The sequence below is a fragment of the Lachnoclostridium sp. An14 genome, from assembly GCF_002160755.1.
GTDB lineage: Bacteria > Bacillota > Clostridia > Lachnospirales > Lachnospiraceae > Lachnoclostridium_A.
Window position 1 is genome coordinate 19440 of record NZ_NFLE01000024.1, and the last position, 17452, is coordinate 36891.

17 protein-coding genes and 1 tRNA gene are annotated in these 17452 nt (G+C 52.7%); 10 read left to right on the forward strand and 8 right to left on the reverse strand.

The annotated features are described in order from the left end of the window. Positions 1-67 precede the first annotated feature (67 nt). The 4 genes from mreB to B5E84_RS13380 form a co-directional block, all read right to left on the reverse strand. Positions 68-1075, reverse strand: coding sequence for a rod shape-determining protein (gene mreB / locus B5E84_RS13365; RefSeq protein WP_087223567.1), 1008 nt, complete (start codon positions 1073-1075; stop codon positions 68-70). A 398-nt stretch (positions 1076-1473) separates the two neighbouring features. Then, entirely contained in the window at positions 1474-2244 is a 771-nt protein-coding gene (locus B5E84_RS13370; RefSeq protein ID WP_087223569.1) for a toll/interleukin-1 receptor domain-containing protein, read from the reverse strand. Beyond that, positions 2237-4033, reverse strand: a complete 1797-nt coding sequence (locus B5E84_RS13375) for an N-6 DNA methylase (RefSeq protein WP_087223571.1) — start codon at positions 4031-4033, stop codon at positions 2237-2239. Before B5E84_RS13375 ends, B5E84_RS13370 begins: the two co-directional genes overlap by 8 nt. Before the next feature lie 372 nt (positions 4034-4405). After that, entirely contained in the window at positions 4406-5794 is a 1389-nt protein-coding gene (locus tag B5E84_RS13380) for an IS1096 element passenger TnpR family protein (RefSeq protein WP_087223573.1), read from the reverse strand. 129 nt (positions 5795-5923) lie between these two features. On the opposite strand from B5E84_RS13380, the gene B5E84_RS13385 reads away from it, so the two are divergent. The 5 genes from B5E84_RS13385 to B5E84_RS13405 all read left to right on the forward strand — a co-directional run bounded on the left by B5E84_RS13385 (position 5924) and on the right by B5E84_RS13405 (position 10059). Beyond that, complete coding sequence (locus B5E84_RS13385; protein ID WP_087223575.1) at positions 5924-6748, forward strand: MerR family transcriptional regulator; 825 nt, start codon at positions 5924-5926, stop codon at positions 6746-6748. Positions 6749-6855: 107 nt separating this feature from the next. Then, complete coding sequence (locus tag B5E84_RS13390; protein WP_087223577.1) at positions 6856-7434, forward strand: chromate transporter; 579 nt, start codon at positions 6856-6858, stop codon at positions 7432-7434. Further along, a complete protein-coding gene (locus B5E84_RS13395; RefSeq protein WP_087223579.1) occupies positions 7415-7957 on the forward strand; it encodes a chromate transporter in 543 nt (180 codons plus the stop codon). Before B5E84_RS13390 ends, B5E84_RS13395 begins: the two co-directional genes overlap by 20 nt. 214 nt (positions 7958-8171) lie before the next feature. Continuing rightward, positions 8172-8531: a BlaI/MecI/CopY family transcriptional regulator gene (locus tag B5E84_RS13400; RefSeq protein ID WP_087223581.1), complete on the forward strand. Its 360-nt coding sequence runs from the start codon at positions 8172-8174 to the stop codon at positions 8529-8531. Between the two features lie 25 nt (positions 8532-8556). Beyond that, positions 8557-10059: a M56 family metallopeptidase gene (locus tag B5E84_RS13405; protein ID WP_242963374.1), complete on the forward strand. Its 1503-nt coding sequence runs from the start codon at positions 8557-8559 to the stop codon at positions 10057-10059. 146 nt (positions 10060-10205) lie between these two features. On the opposite strand, the gene B5E84_RS13410 is transcribed toward B5E84_RS13405, so the two are convergent. After that, positions 10206-10568: a winged helix-turn-helix transcriptional regulator gene (locus B5E84_RS13410; protein ID WP_087223585.1), complete on the reverse strand. Its 363-nt coding sequence runs from the start codon at positions 10566-10568 to the stop codon at positions 10206-10208. A gap of 181 nt (positions 10569-10749) precedes the next feature. Here B5E84_RS13410 and B5E84_RS13415 point away from each other — a divergent pair, with 181 nt between their 5' ends. From B5E84_RS13415 to B5E84_RS13435, 5 genes are all read left to right on the forward strand, one after another. Further along, complete coding sequence (locus B5E84_RS13415; RefSeq protein ID WP_087223587.1) at positions 10750-11649, forward strand: radical SAM protein; 900 nt, start codon at positions 10750-10752, stop codon at positions 11647-11649. A 13-nt stretch (positions 11650-11662) separates the two neighbouring features. Next, complete coding sequence (locus tag B5E84_RS13420; RefSeq protein WP_087223588.1) at positions 11663-12544, forward strand: radical SAM protein; 882 nt, start codon at positions 11663-11665, stop codon at positions 12542-12544. Between the two features lie 96 nt (positions 12545-12640). Next, entirely contained in the window at positions 12641-12916 is a 276-nt protein-coding gene (gene spoIIID, locus B5E84_RS13425; protein ID WP_087223590.1) for a sporulation transcriptional regulator SpoIIID, read from the forward strand. Positions 12917-13395: 479 nt separating this feature from the next. Beyond that, positions 13396-13872: a GNAT family N-acetyltransferase gene (locus tag B5E84_RS13430; RefSeq protein WP_330374262.1), complete on the forward strand. Its 477-nt coding sequence runs from the start codon at positions 13396-13398 to the stop codon at positions 13870-13872. 3 nt (positions 13873-13875) lie between these two features. Next, positions 13876-14754 (forward strand): MBL fold metallo-hydrolase, encoded by an 879-nt coding sequence (locus B5E84_RS13435; RefSeq protein ID WP_087223592.1) that lies wholly within the window; start codon positions 13876-13878, stop codon positions 14752-14754. Positions 14755-15005: 251 nt separating this feature from the next. Here the strand turns inward: B5E84_RS13435 and B5E84_RS13440 are convergent. From B5E84_RS13440 to B5E84_RS13450, 3 genes are all read right to left on the reverse strand, one after another. Beyond that, positions 15006-15085 (reverse strand) — tRNA-Leu (locus B5E84_RS13440). 222 nt (positions 15086-15307) lie between these two features. Beyond that, positions 15308-16198, reverse strand: coding sequence for a S8 family peptidase (locus B5E84_RS13445; RefSeq protein ID WP_087223594.1), 891 nt, complete (start codon positions 16196-16198; stop codon positions 15308-15310). Positions 16199-16260: 62 nt separating this feature from the next. Further along, positions 16261-17442 (reverse strand): M20 metallopeptidase family protein, encoded by a 1182-nt coding sequence (locus tag B5E84_RS13450; RefSeq protein WP_087223596.1) that lies wholly within the window; start codon positions 17440-17442, stop codon positions 16261-16263. Positions 17443-17452: the final 10 nt, after the last annotated feature.

The window sequence follows — 17452 nt, forward strand, 5'->3', positions numbered from 1 at the left end:
GCTCCGCCTCCTCCAAACGGGAAAAAAATGCCCCTGCCGCCTGGGCAGAGGCAATTTCCTCGCCTATTTAAAACTCTTTTCCCTCGCCGCCGTGGGTAAATTCGATGAAACGGCCCGTTCCGATGGCCACTGCCGTCAGCGGGTCCTCGGCGATCATCGTATTGATGCCGGTCTTTTCCTGAATCAGGGCGTCCAGGCCGCTGAGCAGGGATCCGCCGCCAGTGAGGACGATGCCGCGGTCGTAAATGTCCGCCGCCAGCTCCGGCGGTGTGCGCTCCAGCACATTGTGAACGGCGTCCACAATCTGCATGGCCGGCTCCCGCAGGGCCTCTAAGGTCTCGTCGGAGGTGACCATGATGGTCTTTGGCAGGCCGGTCACCAGGTTGCGCCCCCGCACTTCCATGGTCAGGGACTCCGGCCGCTTGTAAGCGGCGCCGATATTGATCTTGATCTCCTCGGCGGTTCTCTCGCCGATGAGCAGGTTGTGTTTCTTTCTCATGTAGCGGACCAGGGCCTCGTCAAAATCATCCCCGGCTACCTTGATGGATGTACTCACCACAGTGCCGCCCAGGGAAATCACCGCGATGTCCGCCGTGCCGCCGCCGATGTCCACGATCATATTGCCGCAGGCCTTGGAAATGTCAATGCCCGCTCCGATGGCTGCCGCCACCGGCTCCTCGATGATGGTCACCTCTCTGGCGCCTGCCTGATAGGTGGCGTCCTCCACGGCCTTTTTCTCCACCTCTGTGGCGCCGCTGGGAATGCACACGCTGATGCGGGGCTTGCGCAGGGTGCGCTTGCCCACCGCCTTGTTGATAAAATACTTTAACATTTTCTCCGTCACGGTGTAGTCGGAAATGACGCCCTGGCGGAGGGGCCGAACCGCCACGATATTCCCCGGCGTGCGGCCGATCATCAGCCTGGCCTCCTCGCCAAAGGTAATAATTTTATTCGTATCGCGGTCAATCGCAACCACGGATGGCTCTTTTAACACCACACCCTTGCCTTTGATATACACAAGGATGCTCGCAGTGCCCAAATCAATTCCAATATCATTGGACATGAACATATTCATAGTCTCCTCCTGTCTCTTACTTCTTCCTATTATATACAATCTCTTTCTTTTTTTAAAGGGATTTTCTTCTTTTTTTTATTTTCCAACTTTTTAATTTTTCCGTCAGAAATTTTATGGTTTTTTTATGATGGGGACATATTTTTGACACATTTACTCTTTATATTATAAGTAAGTTATCCGAAAGGATAACGAGCCTTATTTCAAGCAGCAGATGCTTGGAATTAGAAAGCTTTTTCATACTCATACCGGACGGGTAGCACCGTCCGGCCCCCCTATAACATTTTCTTATTTATATACCTACCATTCCCAATAACAACAAAAAGGACTATTCTTCCCCAAGGATAGTCCTTTTTGTTGCTATTGGATTTTTAGGGCTGGAGAGCGCCTGGATTCCGTGTTCAGCAGCGCTCCAGGGCGTCCAGGTAGATGTTCCTGGCATTTTTTAAATCAGGGAAATTCCTAAGTTCCGTGCGGCTCACCTTAAACCGGATCCGGTCTCCCGGCTGTAAATCCGGGTACATCCCTTTGTGGTAAAAAATCCAGTGGGTCTCTCCCTCCTGGTACGTTACCCCCGGCCCCAGGTCAATCCGGCCGTTGATTTTGTAGCAGCGGTAGTTTTCCGGGACGTTCCGCACATCGGCGACAATGGCGTGATAGTATCCGTCGCCATCCTTTCCCGGATCATTCCGTTTCGCCAGATCATTCATAAACACATCCAGTTTTTGATTAAAGACAGATGTCCTTCTGCGGGCGGCCTTATCTTCACACAGCAGATCATACAGATCGCCTAAGTCCTGCCTCCTGTCTATCCGCAGCATCTGAATATTTTTCAGCGGGGTGTGATTCATGGATTCGTAGGTCATAGTCTCCGCCAGTACGGGATAGAACCGTTTTCCCCCGTCCCCGCTGAGCGCCCAGGACGCCCCCAGTTCCATGAGACAAAACTCACTTTTCATATAGTTGGGGGTGATCAGCGGAATGACAATGCCGTTTCCCCTTAACTCCGTCCGGATCCTTGCCAGGAAATCCGTTCCCGCAGGCAAGGTTCCCGCAAGCCGGGTGCAGAAAATATCGTCTTCACTCACGCCCATTCCCCGCATGAGAAACTCAAGAAACCGGTCTACCAGTTCCTCATCTTTGCTGCTGTAGCTCACAAATATCTTAGGCATAATCGTTCTCTCCTTTCAACATTTCCAACGCCCTCAGTCTGGCGCTTTTGTAATCACTGGCCAGCTGTTCCACGGCCTCGCGATAGCGTCTGTCATTTTCCTTCAGTTCCTTTCCCACCGTCTCCATCAGCGTCTTTTTATATCGGGGGACCTTGATCTGCATTAAACTGGACGCGTTCAAAACCCGGATTGTAGAGCCGGTCTGATACCGTTCCAGCCATCTGCGGCCCTCCGGTGACCGAAGATATTCATATAATACGTACGGGTGATAGGTCGCCCGATCCGTGCGGATGATGGTCAGATTGCCGCTGATGAAGGCCGGCGGCGGATTGGGAGGAACCATGGCCATCTTTAGCTGGGTGCCTTTGCTGGTCAGCAAAATATCATCCTCCCGAATCTGGTATTTGTGGATCCACTGGGCATTTTTCCAGCGGATTTTTTTACAGTCCTCGTAGTTGATACTGCCGTCCTCAATATTTTTTATGTTCAGGAGATAATGGGTTCCGTCGTCGGACAGCATTTCCTCGTCTCTTTTTGCCAACTGCAGCCCTCTGGTGACCTGAGCTGCCTCTCCCAGGCTGATGGTCTCCTTCGCCTCACCGTCTGAGAGCTCGTCTGTCAGGTAAAACATGGGATTCCAGGTGTAGAGATTTTCCCGTATCCTGGCGGTGGAAACCAGCTGGCCATATCCCTTTCCGTAGGACCGTTCCGGTTCGCGAAGGCCGTTTTCCGCCAGGCGCTCCATCTCCTCCTGGACAGAGCCGGAATTCTCCCGGCTGCAAAAATCTTTCAGGTCAATGAAGGCCACCAGCCCCCGCCTGTCCCGTTTTCCCTTATGGAACACCAGAAGCTCCCGCCCCTGCTTATCTCCGGGGTAGAGGTTCTGGGGCAGGGTCACCACAGCCTCCAGCCAGTCTTGTTCTGTCACGTACTGCCGAAGAATCGCTTCATTTTTTCGCACGGCGGCGCCTTTTGTCACAATGGCCGCCCCCCGGCCTCCGGGAGCCATCCGATACAGCATTTCCTCCAGAAAGATCCAGTCCGTATAAACGCTTTTTCCCGTCCCTTTCGGAAAACGATCGTCCTCCGGATCCACCTGGCGGCTTTCGTTTGCCCCCACGGGGATGTCCGCCAGCACCAGGCCGTACTGTTCTCCATCCTTTTTAAAAGCCAGGCTGTCTCTGGTGGCCACGCTGAAATCCCGGATCCCATTGATCCAAAGCAGAATGGCGGCGCAGATGCTGCAAAAGGGGCGTATGTCCTCGCCATAGTACCGGGGCAGTTTCTTCGTGGAATGGCTGCGGCCAAGCAGGTCGATCCCGATGCCGGATGTTCCGCAGCAGATTTCCGCTACGCTGCCAAATTCCCAGGTCTGCGCCAGTTTCACCAGCATCTGTTTTACCGGAACCGGAGTGGGAATTGAACCAAACTCTCCCTCTGCCACCGTCAGGAGCCTGGCCACCCATCGGTTGACCTCCTCCGCGCTGGTGAAATTCCAGTTCACCGCCTGCCGTTCCAGCCAATCCAGCTTTTTTTCTGCCTCCTCATAGCTCACCTGAATAAAATCAAAATCAATCAGATCCTCCAGCCTGCAAAGTGCCAGTTTAAAATCGTAGGAATCCAGATTTCGCAGAAAATCTTTTTCTTTTTGGTAATAAAAGAGCTTGCATTTTTCCGCTTTCGGTTCTTCTCTTTTCAAATACCGCACAAACACAGCCCACATCAGAAGGTATGTCGTCTGTTCCGCTGAAAACAACCCCCGCATTTCCCTGTAAATTGCCTCCAACATCCCTTCACCCGCCTTTCTGCCTCGCTTTTGACCTGTTTCGCCCTTAACCGCCTTTTGATATGAATCAGTATATCTCTTTTGGCGCAAAATGTCAATCAGGTATTCCAATACCTAGAAATATTTTAGTAACAGTTCAGCCTGTTTTTAAGGATTTTGCTTCCTTGACGAATTGTGAGACATCAAAAGCGGAACCTGACCACGGTTTTGTTTTTCTTTTGATCCCTTTTTTCCATATGACGTTTCCTCTAAAATAAACGGAAGGCTCTCTCCCGCGCCGCGTTTCGCGCCAGGAGCAGAGCCTTCCTTTCTCTACATCTCTATCTCATTTTACAGGCTGCCGCAAGGATCATTTCCCGCGTCCATTTCCGCCTCTCACTCAAACAACTCCATCTGTCCCTTCGCCTTCCTCTCATACTCCCCCCAGCAATGCCCCCGCAGCACCGCCGACGGCAGTTTCTGATACAGCTCCTTCAGGCTGCCGCGGATGGACTTCATCTCCTGGCTGGTGCAGCCGTATTCTCTCATGCAGGGATCCATTGCCTTCAGAAAGTCCTTCTCGGAGCTTCCCATGGTGATTTCCACAGACGCCATATGCAGCAGCTGCTCTGCCACCTCCGGATCCCATCCCCAGCGAAAGACCAGTTCTTTCATAAACGTCTCGCAGATGGGAAACGCTCCCAGGCCTTCCCCGCTCAAAATAAGCCTCAGGCTCTCCTCATCCCACTCCGCGTAGCTCCAGCCGGGATACTCCTCCCGTTTTTTCTGGATCCCCTTTGCCAGCGGGAGAAGAAACGTAGTCTCATACTTCTGCCCGTCTTTCTTCCAGGAATACATCTGCTCCCACTCCTCCAGGCGGTTCAGACACATTTCCTTTTCTTCCCTGCTGAATCTGGAGCCAATACCGTACTGCTCTGCCATGGCCAGCAGCGTTTCCCGCTCAATCACGCCGTAGGCCGACACCAGGCCCTGGAATGAGCGCTCCATGGCGATCTGGTTGTTCAGCTCCTTCATGCAGGGATACTCCTGCGGCTCCATCTCCCCGCGCTTTACATCGACGAAAAACCCGTTCTTCTGATCTTTCGCCACCACCAGGCCGCATTTTTCCACCGCGGAATAGGCCAGAGGCTCCATTTCCTCCGCCTCCTCCATGTTCTCCTCCGCCAGGATCTGCCACTGTCTGCGGCAAATGGCCGGCAGTTTTTCCAGTTTTTTCTGAATCGTATCATCCTTTTCCGGAACCAGACGGACCTTTACTCCCTCATCCGAGAAATCATCCTCCGAAAAGTCCTCCTCGCTCTCATCCCAGTCCAGATCCTCCAGAAACTCATCCTCATATTCATCCCAGTCCGGATCTTCTTCGTCCCATTCGGGGTACTGGGTCAGTTCCCCCTGGCTGGCAATGACCGCCGTCTTGCAGGGCGCGTCCACTGTCTCCACCTTTTTCACGGTCACGTCAAAATGCCAATCGTCTCCAAAGTCATAGACGTATAAAAGTTTCTTTCTGGTCCGCAGCCCCAGGCTGTTTAAGGACGCGTCCGCCGCGCTTTTATCACCGTCATCCAAATCCGCCATGGGGTGATAATAGCCTTCCCCATAGGGTTTTTTGGACAGGCTGAACATATAGAGGTGGCTCTTGTCAAAATTCACCGCGTTTAAAATAGCGTTGCTCAAGTCGTCCAATGTGTTCCCGCCGTCCATTTCAATGGTCCTGCTGGCCCCGCTCTTCTGTTCTGTAACTTCCAAGGTATATTTTTTGTACATTTTATCCGCTCCTTTGCCGTGCTCAGAATCTTTTCCTCCATTATATCTACTCCTCCAGCAAAAATCCACCGCTTTCTTCCGTTTCCCTTTTCTGTTATACTGGTTACATAAACAGAGAGGAACGGTTTTATGAAATACAAAATTGGAACGGTCGCAAAGCTTTTGGGAGTGTCCCCGGAGGCGCTGCGGCTTTATGAGAGAAACGGCATTTTAAAATCGTCCAAAAAGGACGCGGAAAACGGCTACCGTTACTACAGCCGCTTAGATATCACCGCCCTCATGCGGGCCAGGGCCTACCACCAGTACGGGTTTTCCATGCGGGAAACGGAGGCCCTGATCAACTCCGACGACGTGACCTACGTTCACCAGGAGTACAACAGCCGGGCGGAGGCGCTGGAGGCGGAAATCCTCCAGAAGACACGGATTCTGGACTATCTCCGGCGAATGTCCGGCCTGTTGGACCTCCTGCCGTCGGAGCTTTGGACCATCCGCCGGGAAACCAGCCCCGGACTGTACCGGCTGGAATTTATGAAAGGGGAAGAATTGATCTTAAATTCAGAACAGTTGAAATTGTTTCCACAATGGGTTGGACTTGCTCCCTTTGCCTTTCCCGCCCAGCGGGTGAGCTGGCAGGGGCTGAGCCAGGGGCGGGACGAAAGCTTTTCTGCCCTGGGCGTGCTGGAACAGGACGCCAAAACCCTGGAGATGCCCGCTGCCCTGTGCTGCGGCTCCTACCATCCTCCCACGGACTGCCTGTACACGGTGATTGAGGTTTCCTCTGAGGAAAACCCGTCCGCCGTCCAGTACCTGTCCCATTTGGTGGATTATGTAAACTCCCACGGTATTACGGTCACAGGGGATCCCGTCTGCCGCACCTTTCTCTCCATGAACAAAAGGGAAAACTACCGCCGGTTCCGGCAGGTCTGGCTGCCGGTGGAAATGGAAAACGGCTGACCGGCCATCTTTCATTCTCTCCCACACTTTCCTTGACTTTACACAAGGTTTAAGGCTTATAATGTCTCTAAACTTCAGAGGAAACAAAAGGAGGGAACCATTTACTCATGAAAAACTGGAAAAAAGCCCTGATCCTCTTTGGGCAGTTCTTCAAATTCGGCTGTTTCACCTTCGGCGGCGGCTGGAGCATCGTAGCGCAGATGCAAAAGCTGTACGTGGAGGAGGAACAAACCATCACCAGCCAGGAGCTCCTAGACATCACCAGCGTCGGCCGCAGCCTGCCGGGCACCATGATCGGAAACGTGGCCATGCTTTACGGCTACCGGGTGGGCGGCGTGCTCTGCGGCATCTCCTGCGTCATCGCCATGATCACCCCACCGATGATCATTCTGTCCTTCATCACCTATTTCTACACGATTTTCCGGGAAAACGTCTGGGTGATGAACGCCATGACCGGTGTCCGGGCGGCCATTGTGCCCATCATCGCCTGCGCCGCCGTCAATATGGTCAAGGGCGCGTTCCGGTTTCCGCCCTGCTATCTTCTGACTGCGGCGGCCTTTGCCCTGTATCTGTTCTTTGGCATCAGCTGCGTGGAGCTGGTGGTCATGGGCATCGTCGGAGGAATTCTGATCTGTGAGTACTACGAGAGAAAGGAGCTGAAAAACCATGATTCCCGTCATTCTTGACCTGTTCTGGAGCTTTGTGAAAATCGGGTTTACCAGTTTCGGCGGCCTGTCCATGATCCCCCTCATCAGCCATGAGGTCGTCTCCCACGGCTGGATGAATTTGAGCGAGGTCTCTGACATCGTAGCCATCGCGGAAATGACTCCCGGCCCTCTGGGCCTAAACTGCGCCACCTTCGCCGGCATCCATGCCACCGGCATTCCCGGGGCCATTGTGGCAAACTTAGGTGTACTCACCCCCACCCTTACCCTCACCGCCCTGGCCGCCGTCTTTTTCCAGAAATTCCAGAAAAGCCGGCGCATGACCCAGATCCTCACCGGCGTCCGCCCCGTGTGCATCGGCCTGCTCATCGGCGTCATCGTATCCTTTATGCAGACTAACTATGTGATCGAATCCGCCGTCAGCATCCCGGCCATCCTCATCGGCGCCATCGACGCTGTGCTGCTGTTTAAATGGGATGTGAGCATTCCCAAGGTGATTCTGCTCAGCGCGGGGTTGGGGCTTGTGTTGTTTGGGGTGTTTTGAGTTGCTGGGCTGTTGATTGGATATATCATTTTTTGTTGTTTCGTGTTAAAAGGCGGTCGGTTTTTATAGAATAAAACTGCCGTCTTTTTTTGCGGTTCCGTTTTTCCCATTTTCCGCCTTATACGACTGCAGTAGTATTGACTTTTTCCCAAAAATCCTGTATCGTGTAATCAGAAACACAAACTACTCCAGTCGTATAGAAAGGAGGCCGCAGATGAATATCAAACTATTCGATTCAGAGCTGAAAGTGATGAACGTACTTTGGCGGGAGGGCGATGCCACGGCAAAACACATATCCGACGTTTTGAAAGCAGAAGTTGGTTGGAACGTAAATACCACATATACGCTGATAAAAAGGTGCATCAAAAAAGGGGCGATTGAGCGCTCCGAACCAAACTTTATGTGCCATGCCCTGATTCCTAAAGAGGAGGTTCAGGAATCGGAAACAAACGAACTGATCAATAAGATTTATGACGGCTCTGCCGACAAGCTGTTCGCCGCTCTTTTGGGAAGGAAGAAACTTACCGCGGAACAGATCGAACGGTTAAAGCAGATCGTTGGGGAATTCCAGTGAGGTGACGCATATGAGTTTACTGCAAATGAGCATTTCCGGCGCTGTGCTGATCTTATTCATTCTTTTTATCCGGGCGGTCGCGGTCAACCGATTGCCGAAAAGAACCTTTTTAATTTTGTGGTGGATTACCATTTTAAGATTGCTCATACCTGTTTCCGTTCCGTCTGCCCTCAGCGTGTATTCTTTCTTAGAGCGGACAGCGGCACATTCCGGGCAAACTCCCATCGGCAATGTTATGGCAATGATGCAGGGAGAGACTCCCGCATTCACAGGGGAGCTTTTAAATGTGCCTGTCTCTCCCATTTCCGCACCGTTTGCCATCTGGCTGGCGGGAACGCTATTTTTCGCGGCGTTTTTTTCCATATCTTACCTGCGGTGCCGGCTTGAATTTTCCATGTCGCTGCCCGTTCAGAACGTGTTCGCGGAAAAATGGCTGAAGGATCATCCGCTGACGCGCTCCATTTCCATAAGGCAAAGCGACCGCATTTTTGCCCCTCTGACTTATGGGATCCTCCAGCCAGTTATCTTAATGCCCAAGACAACCAACTGGAAAGACACCAGACAGCTGCAATATATTTTTTTATATGAATACATTCACATCCGCCGGTTTGACGCTGCCGCGAAACTGATTGCCGCCTTTGCCCTGTGCGTTCACTGGTTTAATCCGTTGGTGTGGGGGATGTACCTTCTTTTTAACCGGGATATGGAGCTGGCCTGTGACGAAAGCGTTGTGCGGCTGTCCGGGGAAACCGCCAAGAAGGACTATGCGTTAATGCTTATCCATATGGAGGCAAAGAAAAGCGGTTTCATGCCGTTTTGTAATGAGTTTAGCAAAAACGCGGTTGAGGAACGAATTACCGCTATTATGAAAACAAAACGGCCGCCCATGGCCGCCATACTGATTTCCTGTTTGACTGTATTTGCTGCCATCAGTATATTTGCCACCTCCGCTGCCGCGCCGCCAAACACTGCCGCGTCCCATACCCCCTTTGCCACGGAAACGGGGACCGACAAGGGGAAAACCGGAGCGGATGCCGAGAATTCTATGTCCATTATCCATGAAAGCGTGGAACTCCTTTATTACGAAAACGGATGGCCTTATCTTCATGACATCCTCACGAACAACACCGACCGAACCATAACTGAAATGGAGTATTGTATGCTGGCATATGATGAGCATGGCACACCTTTAAAATTATACTGGAACTTTTTTGACAGCAGCCAAGAGCAAAGCTATGACTATCTCGCGAGGATTGACGGCTTGCGCATCGCTCCCCATGAAACGGCAGATTATCACGGCGGCTGGTCCTTGTACGACGGGGAGGCCATGGAGAATTGGCCTGTGATTGGAAACGGCGAAAGAAACCAGGTCGCATATTCCCTGTTCTGTTTAAAACAAGTGGTTTTTGAAGATGGCTCCACATGGAATAATCCACATTACAGCCAGTGGTTTGAAACGTATGCGGGAAAGGAGGTAAGGCCAGAGGAGCTGCGGAATTATTATCCGTATCGGTATGGGATTGAATAGAAAGTGCGGCTCATACGCCGGTGGCTTTTAGGCCATAGGGAATGAAGTTTCCTATCGGCCTAAAAACAGCGGTTGCAGACAGCGGCCAGAATTCCCAAGAAGAACGAAACAAATCTAAAACTTGTCCTCTCGCTCTTTTACAGCGTTTATTCATATGGATTGATATAATCCGGGCATAAATACATTTCACTCCATGTCATCATAGTTTGAAGAACCGGAATAAAGCTCTCTCCAAGATCTGTAAGGGAATACTCTACCTTCGGAGGAATCTCTTTATAAATTTCCCTGTGAAGAAATCCGTCATTTTCCAATTCGCGGAGCTGTTTTGTCAGTGTGGACTGCGTAATGCCGTCAAGGCGGCGCATAAGTTCTCCAAACCGCTGTACCTTATAAAAAGCCACATACCACAAAATCAGAATTTTCCACTTTCCGCCGATGACAGACTGCAGCTTGCTCATAGGCACGCAGCGCGCAATCACGTCCTTATCACTAAACTTGTTTTCAGACATCTATATGCACCTCTCTCCACAAGAGTATATTTTAAAATTTCTCAAAATACAAGATGCTCCTATCAGCTGTTCTTAGTACGAAAAATGATACTACCGCTAAAAAAAGACAGTACTTGTATGCCATCGCGCAATCAGGTATTTTAGTGATGAAAAGAGAACAACGAAAAGGAGCGATACACTTATGCACTATACCGGGACCATTTGGCGGCCACCTTATGAGGTTTCTTCTCTATTGCTGGAAGTCACAGCAGGGTGTACCCACCATAAATGTAAATTTTGCACGCTTTATAATGATCTCCCTTTTCCGTTTCGAATGTCGCCAGCTGAGGACATTGAAACGGATCTAAAAGAGACGGCCAAGACAATGAAATTATGGCAGGGAACGGCATACCGCCGGACATTCCTCACAGGCGCCAATCCTTTTGTACTGAAAACGGAAAAGCTGCTGGAAATCGCAGATCTGATAAAAAAATACATTCCATCCTGTAATACGATAGGCTGCTTTGCCCGCGTTACGGATGTCACGCTGAAAACAGATAAAGAATTGACTAAACTGCGTCAGGCAGGCTACGACGGATTGACGATCGGGATGGAAACCGGCGACGATGACGCCCTGAGATTTATGAATAAAGGCTATTTAGCTACTGATATTGTGACTCAGTGCAGACGGCTGGACAAGGCCGGCATTCACTACAGCTTTTTCTATCTTACAGGCATATCCGGGGCAGGACGGGGAGAAACGGGAGCCGAATTGACCGCGGAACTATGCAATCAGCTCCACCCGGCTCTGATCGGCGCGAATATGCTGACCATTTATCCCGACTCGGAATTGTATCAGGAGATCCAGAAGGGAAACTGGAACGAAGAAAGCGAGCTGGAAAAATATAAAGAGGTTCGGACACTCGTTGATAAATTAGAAATTCCCGTGACATTCGCCGCTCTGGGAGCCTCCAATGCCTTCCAGATTGTCGGGAATCTGCCCCGGGATAAACAGAAACTTTTGGCTGCGCTGGATAAAATTATCACGGGTGTGAGCGAAGAAGAATTGCGCCATTACCGGAAAAATCTGAAACATCTATAATGGGGGGATTCCTTTGCATTTTACAGGCAGAACATGGCGGCCGCCGTATGAAGCAAGCTCCTTTATCCTGCAGGCAACGTCCGGCTGCACATATAATAAATGCGGATTTTGCAACTTGTATAAAGATGAGTGTTTCCGTATGTCACCATTACAGGAATTCAAAGAGGACTTAGAAGAATTAGCAAACTATCAGCCCACCGCGCGGCGGATTTTTTTGACAGGCGCGAATCCTTTCGCTATGAGCTATGAGAACTTAGTGGAACGGGCGCTACTGGTACACGATTATCTGGCCGAATGTCAGACCATTGCCATGTTTTCAAGTATTCGTGATATAAAGAACAAAAAAGTATGGCAGCTCAGAAAACTGCGGACGTTAGGCATCAATGGCCTCAGTATTGGAACAGAGTCGGGGGACGATGGCACACTGCGTTTAGCAAATAAGGGATATACCGCGAAAGAGCTGATCGAACAGTGCAGAAAGCTGGATGAGGCGGGCATTGAATACTATTTCGTTTATATGACAGGACTTGCAGGAAAGGGGAACGGATGCCGAAACGCGGTAAACAGCGCAAGAGTATTCAGCAAGGTAAATCCTCGTTTTATTTCTGTTGATTCGCTGACCCTGTTTCCTGATACAGAATTATATCAAATGGCACAGGCAGGCGCATTTTTCCCTGCGGGAGAAAAAGAACGGCTGAAAGAGTTGCAGATATTTATAAAGAATTTGCAGATACGCACTCATCTGTTCGCGAATTCCAAATCAAATTTTTACCCTGTAACGGCATATTTACCAAAGGAGCGCGATTCTGTCATCAATGAATTACAGGATGTCCTTGATACAACTGATGAAACGCAAATGATAGAATACCGGAATTGCTTAAAATCGTTAGGCTAAGCGGCGATCTGACAATCTCCAAATTCCCTCCCATCAGCCTGCATAAATTGTACTTCTTTCTAATATGATGTAAAAAACGTTCTCAGGGGTAAGCCCATGAAGGAATATATCGAGGAACGTGCGGTGGCCATAGCCAACTACATCATAGACTACAACGCCACAGTACGGCAGACGGCGAAGAAGTTTGGAATCAGTAAATCGACGGTGCACAAGGACGTCACCGACCGCTTAGAGCACATCAACCCCTCCCTGGCCGCGCGGGCGCGGGTGGTTCTAGATGTGAACAAGTCGGAGCGTCACATCCGGGGCGGAATGGCTACCAGGGAGAAGTATCAGCACCGGTTGGCGATTTGCAGCAAAGAATCCAAATAAACCGGGCCGTCCTCTCTCAAACCTCTCCCGCCACCCTGTAGCAGCCAGAACAGCAAACCGAAATGACGTTTCCGCTCATCTCTCCCATTTTTCCAAAACCGGGAACCGGCGCAGGCGGTTTCCCTGAAATTTCCCGTCACAAGAATCCCGTTTCCCGGCATCTGGCCTTCCGGGCAGCGGGATTTTCTTTCGCCCCTATTCCCTCTCCCTCAAAATCATGCTAAAATGAACCTATGATGTTGGGGTCAAAAGGTATTTTGACCCCTTTGATACCGGATTGTTTCGCACTACGTGCTCCCGCAATCCTGGGAAACATTCATAATCCGCTCATTTTTCTACGAAAAATGGCTGCTTATTCATGTTTTTGGCGGGTCAAAAGGTCAAAAATCCTCTTGCAAGCTTGCATCGGATTTCTGACCTTTTGACCCTGGTATCAACCTATTCCTATTTACACAAATTTCACTAAAAAGGAGCCTCCCATGCCAATCCAAATCCGCAAATACCGTCCGGAGGACTGCCGGACCTTAAGCCAGTTATTTTTTGACACCGTTCACACCGTAAACGCCAGAGACTACACCCCAGAGCAGCTTGCCGTCTGGGCCACCGGCACCGTGGACCTGGAGAAATGGAATCAGTCGTTTCTGGAACATTACACCGTAGTGGCCGTAGACGGGGAACGGATCGTGGGATTCGGGGACATGGACCATACCGGATATTTGGACCGGCTGTTTGTTCACAAGGATTTCCAGGGAAAAGGCGCCGCCACCGCCATCTGCCGGGAGCTGGAGCGGGCTGTGCCCTCGGAGCGCTACACCACCCACGCCTCCATCACCGCCAGGCCGTTTTTCCAGGCCAGAGGATACCGGGTGGTAAAGGAGCAGCAGGTGGAGCGGCAGGGCGTACTGCTGACAAACTATATTATGGAAAAAATACCCACAGAGAAAGGCGGAAAATAGACTATGTATGAATTGATTCCCGTAGGAGAACAGAGCTACTACATCCAGAGCCCCTCAAAAATCGGTCTCATTCGCGTCGGCGGCCGGGACGTCTGTCTGATCGACTGTGGAAACGACAAGGATGCGGGCAGAAAGGTGCGCCAGATTCTGACTGCCAACGACTGGAACCTGAAAGCCATCTACCTCACCCATTCCAACGCCGACCACATCGGCGGAAACAAATATCTTCAGGCCCAAACGGGATGTCAGACCTACGCCCCCGGCATTGAATGCGAGTTTACGCGCCATCCCATCCTGGAGCCCGCCTTCCTCTACGGCGGATTTCCGCCCAGCGACCTGCGCCACAAATTTCTCATGGCTCAGGAGAGTGACGCCAGCCCCCTCACGAAAGAATCGCTCCCGGAGGGTTTTGAAATCCTGCCTCTGCCCGGCCATTTCTTCGATATGGTCGGCTACCGGACGCCGGACAACGTGGTCTATCTGGCGGACTGCCTCTCCAGCCGCCAGACCCTGGACAAGTACCAGCTCACCTTCCTCTACGATGTGGCCGCTTACTTAAACACCCTGGAAATGGTAAAAACCCTGAACGCCAGAATGTTTGTCCCCGCCCACGCGGAGGCCACCGAGGACATCGCTCCCCTGGCGCAGTACAACATCGACAAGGTGCTCTCCATCGGCGACCGCCTGGTTTCCATGTGCGGCCGTCCCATTTCCTTTGAAATGCTGCTCCAGAAGGTATTTTCCGAGTACGGCCTGACCATGAATTTTGAACAGTACGTCCTGATCGGCAGCACCGTCCGCTCCTACCTGGCATGGCTGAAGGACAGCGGCCGCCTGGACGCCGTATTTGAAGACAACCTGCTGCTGTGGAAACAGGCCTGAATGGCCGTCTGACAAAGCCCCACCGGTCTCTGTTTCAGAGCACTCCCGCGCCGGATGGTTTTGCAGCATCGAAAACGCGGATTTCCACGGCGCACACTCGCGCCGGAGCGCGGCTGCGCCAACAGCCATTTTCCTTTGCTCGGAGTGCGCCTCCTTGCGGAGCATTCTTGTTTAACAGAAAACGCAGTTTCTTGTTAAATAAAAAACCACCGCACATCCCGCCTTTCCAGGATATGCAGTGGCTATTCTCCTGCGGGCAACAGGACTCGAACCTGCACGGTCTCCCACCAGAACCTAAATCTGGCGCGTCTGCCAATTCCGCCATGCCCGCATATATGCTAGGTTCGCGCCAGATTCTTTTGTATCTGACACGCTGAACCATACCATTTTGCTGCCTTCTTATCATATATGATTTGGCGTCACTTGTCAACGATTTACGCGCTGATCCGGCCGGAAACCAGCAGGCGTAAAACCAGCAGGCAATTCCGGCCGGAAACGTCTCGGCTCCCTCCGGCAAAACCACCTCAGCGCGCAGTTTCCCCATCCCCGCCTCTCACCGCAGCAGCCTGGCCGCGTCCAAAAGTCCCCACCCCTGCTGATTTCGCGGCAGCCCCATGTCCACCGCCCGCTCCCGCAGGCGCAGTTTCACATCCCGGTTGGTCATGTCCGGATATTTTTGCAGCAAAAGGGCCAGGACACCGGACACCAGCGGCGTGGACATGGAGGTGCCGCTCTTGGTCTGATAGCCTCCGTCCCGGTTGGCGCAGCTGATGATGGCGCAGCCGGGGGCCACGATGTCCGGCTTGCACACGCAGGCTCCCGTGGGGCCTCGGCCGGAATAGTCCACCATCCGGTTTCCCATCACATTCACCTCTTTGTGGTCGTCCGAACACCCCACCGTAATCACCTTCCGGCTGATGCCCGGAGTGGTGATGGTCATGCGCCCGGGGCCATTGTTCCCGGCAGCTACCACTACCACCAGTCCGTCGTCCCAGGCGGCGTTTACCCCCTTTACCAGGGCAGAATTTTCCCCCATGCCCCGGCGGGCAAAGGAGCCCACAGACACGTTTACAATGCGGATCCCGTATTTTTCCCGGTTGTTTCGGATCCAACGCAGGCCGGACAGCACGTCGGAGGCGTAGCCGTTTCCCCTTTTGTCCAGCACCTTGGCGCAGATCAGGCTGCACTCCGGGGCCACTCCGCTGTAGCCCCCCTGGGACGCCGCCCCGCTGCCGCCGATGATGGCGGAAATGTGGGTGCCGTGGCCGTTGTCATCGTAGGGATCCGGCCGTTTCTGCACAAAATCCGCAAAGGCCGCGATCCGGTCTCCAAAATCCTCATGAGGAAAAATGCCGGTGTCCAGGACTGCCACGCCGATCCCTCGGCCGGTGTAGCCCTCACGCCAGCATTCTTCGCAGCGGATCACCGTTCTTGCCTGATTCACTCCTATCATCCTCAGTCTTTTTTATTAGGATATTCAGGAGACAGGCCGATTGGCAACCCGATCTATTCCGTTTTCAGCAGCTTTAAGGCCGCCCGCGCCTGGATTTCCACACCCAGGGCCAGACAGCTCTCGTCAATGTCAAAGTAGCAGCTGTGGAGGTCGGCGCCGATTCCCCGCTCCCGGTTGGCACAGCCCAAATGCCAGAAACAGGCGGGCCGCCGCTCCGCAAAATAGGAGAAATCCTCCGTTCCCAGCTCCGGCTCCGTCTCCACCGTCACCTGCGCCTCTCCCAGGGTTTCCACGGCGGCGGCCTTCACCGCGTCCACCGCCTCGTCCGTGTTGATCAGGGCCGGATAGCTGAAATGAAACTCTGCCGTTCCCTCGCCGCCGTAGGCCTTCGCCGTATTTTCCACAATAGAAACCAGCCGTTCCCGCAGAAAATCCCGCCCCGCAGGCGTCAGGCTGCGCAGGATCCCGTCCATCTGCAGCCGGTCGCAGATCACGTTTCCCGCCACGCCGCCTCTGATTTTTCCGATGGTGCACACGGCGGAGTCCGTGGGGGAAATGTTCCGGCTCACGATGGTCTGGAGTCCGCCTATCACCGCCGCCGCCATCACCATGGTGTCATTTCCCAGATCCGGGTGGGCGCCATGGCAGGATTTTCCCTTTAGCACAATGGTGAACTCATCCGACGCCGCCATCATTTTCCCGTAGCGCACTCCCACATGGCCGGCCTCATAGGCGCTGCTCACGTGCAGGCCCAGCACATAGTCCACGTGAGGGTTTTCCAGACAGCCGGCCTCGATCATCCGCAGTGCCCCGCCGGTGGTCTCCTCCGCCGGCTGGAAAAAGCATTTCACCGTCCCGGAAAGCTCCCCCTGCATTTCTTTAAACAATTTCGCCGCCCCCAGCAAAATGGCGGTGTGGGCGTCGTGGCCGCAGGCGTGCATGACCCCAGGGCACTCCGAACGGTACGGGGGATTTCCCGCCTCCTCCACCGGAAGGGCGTCCATATCCGCCCGGATTCCCACGGTTTTCCCTGGCTTTACCCCCTGGATCACCGCCATCACTCCCGTGCCGGCAAGTCCTCTTTCATAAGGGATCCCCCAACTCTCCAGGCGGGCGCAGATCAGGTCGGAGGTGCGCCGTTCCTCGTTGGACAGCTCCGGATGGCGGTGCAGATCCCTGCGGATTTCCACCAGCTCCGCCTCCATGGCTGCCGTAAGCTCTTTAATCCTGTCCATTCAAAACCTC

What these genes read in the sequence shown, in the direction of transcription:
- mreB (WP_087223567.1), bottom strand. Translation starts at nt 1,075, where the DNA reads ATGAATATGTTCATGTCCAATGATATTGGAATTGATTTGGGCACTGCG.
- B5E84_RS13370 (WP_087223569.1), bottom strand. Translation starts at nt 2,244, where the DNA reads ATGCCTAAGATATTTGTGAGCTACAGCAGCAAAGATGAGGAACTGGTA.
- B5E84_RS13375 (WP_087223571.1), bottom strand. Translation starts at nt 4,033, where the DNA reads ATGTTGGAGGCAATTTACAGGGAAATGCGGGGGTTGTTTTCAGCGGAA.
- B5E84_RS13380 (WP_087223573.1), bottom strand. Translation starts at nt 5,794, where the DNA reads ATGTACAAAAAATATACCTTGGAAGTTACAGAACAGAAGAGCGGGGCC.
- B5E84_RS13385 (WP_087223575.1), top strand. Translation starts at nt 5,924, where the DNA reads ATGAAATACAAAATTGGAACGGTCGCAAAGCTTTTGGGAGTGTCCCCG.
- B5E84_RS13390 (WP_087223577.1), top strand. Translation starts at nt 6,856, where the DNA reads ATGAAAAACTGGAAAAAAGCCCTGATCCTCTTTGGGCAGTTCTTCAAA.
- B5E84_RS13395 (WP_087223579.1), top strand. Translation starts at nt 7,415, where the DNA reads ATGATTCCCGTCATTCTTGACCTGTTCTGGAGCTTTGTGAAAATCGGG.
- B5E84_RS13400 (WP_087223581.1), top strand. Translation starts at nt 8,172, where the DNA reads ATGAATATCAAACTATTCGATTCAGAGCTGAAAGTGATGAACGTACTT.
- B5E84_RS13405 (WP_242963374.1), top strand. Translation starts at nt 8,557, where the DNA reads ATGAGCATTTCCGGCGCTGTGCTGATCTTATTCATTCTTTTTATCCGG.
- B5E84_RS13410 (WP_087223585.1), bottom strand. Translation starts at nt 10,568, where the DNA reads ATGTCTGAAAACAAGTTTAGTGATAAGGACGTGATTGCGCGCTGCGTG.
- B5E84_RS13415 (WP_087223587.1), top strand. Translation starts at nt 10,750, where the DNA reads ATGCACTATACCGGGACCATTTGGCGGCCACCTTATGAGGTTTCTTCT.
- spoIIID (WP_087223590.1), top strand. Translation starts at nt 12,641, where the DNA reads ATGAAGGAATATATCGAGGAACGTGCGGTGGCCATAGCCAACTACATC.
- B5E84_RS13430 (WP_330374262.1), top strand. Translation starts at nt 13,396, where the DNA reads ATGCCAATCCAAATCCGCAAATACCGTCCGGAGGACTGCCGGACCTTA.
- B5E84_RS13435 (WP_087223592.1), top strand. Translation starts at nt 13,876, where the DNA reads ATGTATGAATTGATTCCCGTAGGAGAACAGAGCTACTACATCCAGAGC.
- B5E84_RS13450 (WP_087223596.1), bottom strand. Translation starts at nt 17,442, where the DNA reads ATGGACAGGATTAAAGAGCTTACGGCAGCCATGGAGGCGGAGCTGGTG.